The following is a 6,541-nucleotide window of genomic DNA, read 5'->3' on the forward strand; positions in this document are numbered from 1 at the left end:
CGCCTGGCTCGGCATTCCCTACGCGCAGCCGCCGGTCGGCGAGCGGCGCTGGAAGCCGCCGGTCTCGCCGAGCGCCTGGAGCGGCGTGCGCAGCGCCAAGGACTTCGGCCGCTCGTGCGCGCAGGCCGGCAGCTTCTATGCGCCGCCGCTGGCCGACGACGGCTTCACGCGCGAGATCGGCACCTCGTTCGGCCAGCTCGTCGGCGCCGAGGACTGCCTCACGCTCAACGTCTGGCGGCCCGCCACGCAGGAGAAGAACCTGCCCGTGGTGGTGTGGGTGCACGGCGGTGCCAACACCGTGGGCTACACCCACAACCCGACCTACGACGGCGTCAACTTCGCGCGCAGCAACAACGCCGTCGTCGTCACCGTCAACTACCGGCTCGGCGTGTTCGGCTGGTTCCGCCATCCGGCGCTCAGGAGCGGCGATGCGGTCACCGACTCGGGCAACTACGGCACGCTCGACCTCGCCAAGGCGCTCGAGTTCGTGCATGCCAATGTCGCGGCCTTCGGCGGCGATCCGCGCAACGTCACGCTGATGGGCCAGTCGGCCGGCGCCTGGAACACCTACGCGATGATCCTGACGCCGCTGAGCAAGGGCAAGGACTGGTTCCAGAAGGCCGTGCCGATGAGCATGGGCGTGAAGATCTCGAGCACCGCGCAGGCCGACACCTATGCCAAGGGCGTGGTGCGCAAGCTGCTCGTGATGACCGGCGCGGCCACCGAGGCCACTGTGGACGCCACCATCGCGGGCATGAGCGACGCGCAGGTCGCGAGCCTGCTGCGCAATGCACCGGCCTCGCAGCTCGCGTTGCTGTCCTCGGGCCAGGCCGACAACATCGGCGACGGCACCGTGCTGCCCGCCGTCGCGCGCACCGCGGTCGAGGCGGGCGAGTACCGCAAGGTGCCGCTGCTCGCGGGCACCACGCGCGACGAGGGCAAGATGTTCCTGCAGTCCTACTACCAGGTCGACGACGCCACGCGCTTCCTGATGATGTACGACTTCGATCCGAACCGGCCCACCGCGCCGGGTTCGGCCACGCTCGCGAGCGTGCTCAAGCCCGGTGTCACGGTCGATGCCTACAACGCGGCCGGCAAGGCGGTCACGGCCGCGAGCTTCGCGGCCAGCATCACCTCGGCGCTCACCCTGTTCCAGGCGCACCAGCCCGAGGTCTATGCCTACCGCTTCGACTGGTCGCAGGGCCCCGAGCCGTGGAACACGCTGTACGGCGCGGGCCATTCCACCGACATCCCGTTCATGTTCGGCAACTTCGGCAAGGGCATGTTCTCGATGAACTACACCGATGCCAACCGGCCGGGCCGCGAGGCGCTGTCGGCCGCGATGATGGGCAGCGTGGGCGCGTTCATGAAGACCGGCAATCCCAACCACGCCGGCCTGGGCGTCGAGTGGGTGCGCTGGACGCCCGCGGGCACGCCGCGGCGCCTGCTGTTCGACGCGACGGCGGGCGAGAAGCGGATCGTGCTGGAGTGAGCGAAGGACTTCAGCCGGCCGCGATGCCGAAGCCGGTGTCGAAGGTGGTCTTCACATCGAGCGCCTGCTTGATCAGCCCCACCTGCCGGTAGAAGTCCGCCGTCCCCTGCTGGTCGGCGACCACCTGCGCATCGATCGGCACCCACTTCTGCTGGCGCCGCTCGAACTGCAGCCTGGCGGCCTCGGGCGGGATGCCGATGATGCGCGCGAGCGTGGCGGAAAAGGCATCGACGTTGCGATAGGACCATTGCTGCGCGCGCACCACGCGCTGCAGGAAGTCCTGCAGCACCGGCCGCTTGGCGGCGATCGCCGCGTCGGTGGCCGCGAGGTAGCTCAGGCCCGGCAGCAGGCCGCGGCCGCTGGCGAGCACGCGCGCATGGCCGCTGGTCTCGGCCAGCGCGGTGTAGGGCTCCCAGGTGGCCCAGGCATCGACCGAGCCCTGCGTGAGCGCGAGCTTGGCGTCGGCCGGCGCGAGGAAGCGCAGGTTGATGTCCTCGGGCTTCAGCCCCGCCGCGACGATGGCCTTGAGCGTCACGTAGTGGCCGATGGAGCCGCGGTTGGTGGCCACGCTTTTCCCCTTGAGCTCGGCCGCGCTCTTGAACGGCGAGTCGGGTCGCACCAGCACGGCCGTGCCGTAGGAGTCGGAGCGGTTGGCGCCGATCGCCTTCACGCGCGTGCCGGCCGCGAGCGCGAAGATCAGCGGCGCATCGCCGATCGGACCCGAATCGACGGCGCCCGCGTTCAGTGCCTCGGCCAGCGGCGCGGCGGCCGGGAATTCCGACCACTGGATGTCGTACGAGAGGCCCTCGAGCCCGCCCGCGGCCTCGAGCAGCGCGCGCAGGCCGCCCTTCTGGTCGCCGGCCTTGAGCAACGGGCGCGCCTGGGCACGGGCCTGCAGCGCGAAGGCGGGCAGGGCGGCAATGGTCGCGGCGGCGCCGCCCTGGGCGATGAAGCGGCGGCGGCTGGCGGATGGCATGCGGTTCGTCATGGCGTGACCGTGCTCAGGCCAGCGGGTCGTACGACACGTGGTCCGCGAAGCGCGCCGGGTCGGTGCTCTTCTTGAGCACGCCCACGTTGCGGAAGTCGGCCGCGTAGAACGCGACCTCGTCGCGCAGGCTGCGGCCCAGCGGATGGTGCGCATGCGTGAGCGTGCCCAGCAGCGCGCGCAGGTCCTCCACCGGCACCTTGGGCGAGTACTTGGCGAACAGCTTGGCCGATTCGTTCGGGTTCTCGGCCACGTAGTCCGAGGCCTGCGCGATGGCGCGCACCAGCCCGGCCACGGTGGCCTTGTCCTTGCGCACCAGTTCGCCGCGCGCGCCGACGATGCAGCAGACCTTGTCCTTGTACTCGCCCGTGAGGTTGCTCGCGATCTCGACGAACGCACCCTTGTTGCGCTTCTCGATCAGGTAGACGTTCGGATCGCCGTCGGCGATGGCGTGGATCTCGCCCTTCTGCACCGCGAGGTCGAGCAGGTCGGCCGGGTACTGGCGCCAGGTCACGTCGCGCTCGGCGTCGATGCCGTTCTTGGCGAGCAGGATCGAGAAGAAGTTCTTGCCCGGGCTCGTGATGTCCGACACGCCGATGATCTTGCCCTTGAGGCTCGCGAGGCTGGTGGCGCCCGCGGCCTTCGCGCCCACCAGGCGCACGCAGCCACCGTGCGAACTGCCGACGATCTTCACGTCGAAGCCCGACTCCAGCGGCTTGAGCCAGCGGTGGATCATGCCCACCGCCGCGTCGGCCTTGGCCGTGGCCAGCGATTCGAGCAGCTGGTCGGTCGAGCCGGTGTAGTTGATGAGCTCGACCTGCAGGCCGTTGCGTTCGAAGTAGCCGCGCTCCTGCGCCACCACCACCGGCGAGAGGCAGAAGGCCGCGGCGTTCCAGGCGAAGGTCAGCTTGCGCGTCGACTGCGAGAAGGCCTGCGAGGCGATCAGGCCGCCCGAGGCGACCACGGCGGCGGCGCCGCCGGCACGCAGGAGGCGGCGGCGGGAGAGGGATGCGTTCATCGGCGGTTCCAGGAGAAAGAAGGAGTCAGTCCAGCAGCTCGGGCTCGGCCTCGACCAGTCCCTGGTAGAGGCTGTCGAAGGAATGGATCGCGCCCTCGGGCCCGCCGATCTGGCCGTGGGTGTGGCGCGCCGTGGCTTCATCGATCGGTTGCGGCGTGCCGGCGGCCTCGGCCAGCAGCTGCGTGTGGCAGGCGTTGTCGAGCGCGATGTACCACCAGGCCGCGGCCTCCACCGTCGGGCCGGCGGTCAGGATGCCGTGGTTCTTGAGGATCGCGCCCTTCCTGTCGCCGAGTGCCTGCGCGATGCGGTCGCCTTCGCTGGTGTCGACCACCATGCCGGTGAAGTCGTCGAACAGCGCCACGTCGTCGTGGAACACGCAACTGTCCTGCGTCAGCGTGTCGAGCTTGCGGCCCAAGGTCGACCAGGCCTTGCCGTAGGTCGAGTGGGTATGGGCGGCCGCGACGATCCTGGGGTTGTGCTCGTGGATCGCCGCGTGGATCGCGAAGGCCGCCTTGTTGAGCGGGCGGTCGCCGATCACGGTCTCGCCCCTGGCATTGACCAGCAGCAGGTCGGAGACCTTGATGCGCGAGAAGTGGATGCCCAGCGGGTTGACCCAGAAGTGGTCGCTCAGCTCGGGATCGCGCGCGGTGATGTGGCCGGCCAGGCCCTGCGCGAAGCCGAAGCGCGCGAACAGGCGGAAGGCGCCCGCCAGGCGCTCCTGGCGGTGGCGGCGCTCGGCCTGCACGCTGGTGCGCGGCGGGATCGGGTCGAACCAGTACTTCTGCGTCGGCACCGGGTTGAGCTTCAGGGCCGAGGCGTTGCGGTCGATGGAAAGAACGGCGCTCATGGGGATGTCCTCTTGGGTATGGGCTCCTTCCCCCTCTGGGGGAAGGTCGGGATGGGGGCACGCGGCGGTGGCTGCGGGGTGGGGCGGTGGATGCGCCGCGTGCCCCCACCCCGGCCCTCCCCCAGCGGGGGAGGGAGGAAGGCAGGGTGGTCAGGCCGCCTTGCGGATCGAGGCCGCGCGCTGCGCCACCAGTTCGCGCGTGCGCGGGATCAGTTCGCGCCCGTAGTCGGCCGCGTCCTCCAGCGGATCGAAGCCGCGGATCAGGAAGGTGGTGACGCCGAGGTCGTAGTAGTCGAGCAGCGCATCGGCGACCTGCTCGGGCGTGCCGACCAGCGCGGTGCTGTTGGAGCGCCCGCCGATCTCCTGCGCGACCGCGGTCCACAGCCGCTTGTCGAGCCGCGTGCCCTGTCCGGCCGCGGCCAGCAGGCGCTTGGCGCCCTCGCTCTGCTGCGGGCCGCCGCGGTTGTAGCCCTGCACCACGCGCAGCCGCTTCGTCTCGGCCAGGATGTGGTCGGCACGCTCCCAGGCCTTCTCCTCGGTCTCGGCCAGGATCGGGCGGAACGAGACCGAGAAGCGCACGCTGCGGCCATGCTTCGCGGCCTCGGCGCGCACGCGGGTCGTGAGTTCGCGCGCCTGCTCGAGCGACTCGCCCCACAGCGCGTAGACGTCGGCGTACTTGCCGGCCACGGGGATCGCGGCTTCCGAGGCGCCGCCGAAATACACCGGCACGTGCGGGCGGCCGTTGCGCGTCTGCAGCGGCTTGACTTCCGAGAAGGCGTTGAGCGCGCGGTAGTGCGCGCCCTCGTGGTCGAAGGGCTTGTCGGCCTGCCAGACCTTGTGCAGCACATCGAGGTATTCGTCGGTGCGCGCATAGCGCTGGTCGTGGTCGAGCCAGTCGCCGTCGCGCTTCTGCTCGTCGTCGGAGCCGCCTGAGATGTAGTGCACCGCGAGCCGCCCGCCGCTGAACTGGTCGAGCGAGGCGAACTGGCGCGCCGCCAGCGTCGGCGCCACGAAGCCCGGGCGGTGCGCGAGCATGAAGTGGATGCGCTCGGTGACCGAGGCCGCGTAGGCCACGGTCAGCGTGGCATCGGGGCCGGTCGAGTGGTGCGGCACCAGCACGCGGTCGAAGCCGGCCTGCTCGTGCGCCTGGGCGAAGGCGCGCACGTAGTCGCGGTCGATCGCCGGGCCCTTGGCGGCATGGATCTCCGAGACCTTCTGGCCCTGGATCATGCCGATGAATTCGACGCCGCTGTGGTCGTTGTGGTTCTGGCTCATGGTGTGTCCTCTCGGTGGGTGTCTGTCGGAAACGGATGAAGAAGGGATCAGGCCGCGGGCGGCTGGCGCAGCACGCCGTCGAAGCCGCGGTCCCACAGCGGCCGCACGTCGGCCGGGCCGTCGAGCACGCCGATGCGCAGGAAGGTGTCGGCCACGTCCTGGTGGCTGCGCACCACCGCGTCGCTGACCGGGCCCAGGCTGTAGTCGCCGCTGCGGCCGTTGAACAGCTCGACGATGTCGCCCACCGGCACCCGGGTCTCGGCCGACTGGGCACGCGCATAGGCGAGGAAGTTGCCGTTGATCCAGGCGAAGGCGCGCTGCAGCCGCTGCAGCAGGTCGGCGATCGCGGCGCGGCGCAGCGGGTCGTCGAGCGTGCGCGGGTTGGCGTAGATCGGGAAGTTGCCCGACAGGTAGCCGACGCCGGTCTTGATGGTGCGCGCGCCGTACTGGATGCGCGCGAGCTGGCCGTTGTAGCCGTAGATGGCCCAGGCATCGAGGTCGCCGCGCGCGAAGGCCGACAGCCCGTCGGCCGGCGTCAGGCTCACGGCCTGGATGTCGTTGAAGCCCAGGCCGGCCTCGGCCAGCTGCTTGGCGAGGTAGTAGTGCGAGGTGGTGGCGCGCACGTAGCCCACGCGCTTGCCCTTGAAGTCGGCGATGCTGCGGATCGGTGCGTCCTTGCGTGCCAGCGTGGCCTGGTTGTTGAGGTCCTCGTGCGTCACCGCCACCAGCTTCACGCTCGACTTCTGCCGCGCCGCGAAAACCGGCGGGATCTCGCTGCCCGAGCCCAGGTCGAGCGCGTCACCGTTGATCGCCTCGATGTGCAGCACGCCGTTGTTGAGCTCGCGCCAGTCGATGCGGTAGGGCGTGTTGCCCTGGCCCGAGGCCTGGATCAGCGGCCGCCACAGGCCCTTGTAGGTGCCCACG

At 70.4% G+C, this 6,541-nt stretch carries 6 protein-coding genes; 1 reads left to right on the plus strand and 5 read right to left on the minus strand.

Going from position 1 to position 6,541, the window contains the following annotated elements; translation table 11 throughout:
- Positions 1-1,492, plus strand: a 1,492-nt coding sequence (locus tag AC27VN_RS29060) for a carboxylesterase/lipase family protein (RefSeq protein ID WP_490878784.1), incomplete at its 5' end; no start/stop codon positions are given.
- Positions 1,493-1,502: 10 nt separating this feature from the next.
- Here AC27VN_RS29060 and AC27VN_RS29065 read toward each other — a convergent pair.
- From AC27VN_RS29065 to AC27VN_RS29085, 5 genes are all read right to left on the minus strand, one after another.
- On the minus strand, positions 1,503-2,480 hold the full coding sequence (locus AC27VN_RS29065) for an ABC transporter substrate-binding protein (RefSeq protein WP_490878785.1): 978 nt from the start codon (positions 2,478-2,480) through the stop codon (positions 1,503-1,505).
- Positions 2,481-2,493: 13 nt separating this feature from the next.
- Positions 2,494-3,495 carry an ABC transporter substrate-binding protein gene (locus AC27VN_RS29070; protein WP_208509790.1) on the minus strand — a complete coding sequence of 334 codons (1,002 nt, stop codon included), beginning with the start codon at positions 3,493-3,495 and terminating at the stop codon, positions 2,494-2,496.
- Positions 3,496-3,520: 25 nt separating this feature from the next.
- Positions 3,521-4,342 carry a class II aldolase/adducin family protein gene (locus AC27VN_RS29075; RefSeq protein ID WP_490878786.1) on the minus strand — a complete coding sequence of 274 codons (822 nt, stop codon included), beginning with the start codon at positions 4,340-4,342 and terminating at the stop codon, positions 3,521-3,523.
- A gap of 150 nt (positions 4,343-4,492) precedes the next feature.
- Entirely contained in the window at positions 4,493-5,617 is a 1,125-nt protein-coding gene (locus AC27VN_RS29080) for an LLM class flavin-dependent oxidoreductase (protein WP_490878787.1), read from the minus strand.
- A 47-nt stretch (positions 5,618-5,664) separates the two neighbouring features.
- Positions 5,665-6,541: ABC transporter substrate-binding protein (locus AC27VN_RS29085; RefSeq protein WP_490878788.1), on the minus strand; the 877-nt coding region annotated here is incomplete at its 5' end.

It is taken from the genome of Variovorax sp. 20P10.2.4, from assembly GCF_058244205.1.